1 pseudogene is annotated in these 539 nt (G+C 48.4%); it reads left to right on the forward strand.

Going from position 1 to position 539, the window contains the following annotated elements:
* A pseudogene (locus B3B27_RS06825) lies at positions 1-539 on the forward strand (TonB-dependent receptor); the annotation flags it as partial.

Genomic DNA, 539 nt, shown 5'->3' on the forward strand with positions numbered 1-539 from the left:
AATAAGATTACTGCCATTGACGACCCGGAAGTAGAAGGACAAAAACTGGTGGTAAATGCCAAAGGTGAAAACGCGAAAGTATACGGCATAAACCTGGAAGGAAGAATGGCATACGGCCGCCTGTTAGATCTGCAACTGGGGGTAACGTTTCAGAAAAGTTTGTTTGACCAGGCCCAGGAACCGATAGAAGGTGTAGGCGGGTATCGCGAGTTCATGCGCACTCCCGATACTTACGGGTATTTCGTCACCACGTGGAAACCGGCGACCCGCTTTTCAGCAACGCTTTCGGGAAACTATACCGGGCGGATGTACGTGCCCCACGTGAAAGGGGAAGGCGACCCTGCCAAAGACCGGTTTGCATCGGAAAATAAAATCGAAAGGGTAAATTCTTTTTTTGAGTTGCATACAAAATTGTCTTACGACATTCCCGTCCTCGAGTATTCCACGCTGCAATTGAACGCGGGAGTGCAGAACATTTTCAATGCCTATCAAAAAGATTTCGATACCGGTGCAGGAAGGGCATCCGATTATATCTACGG

Origin of the sequence: Proteiniphilum sp. UBA5463 (assembly GCF_002427225.1) — a bacterium.
GTDB lineage: Bacteria > Bacteroidota > Bacteroidia > Bacteroidales > Dysgonomonadaceae > Proteiniphilum > Proteiniphilum propionicum.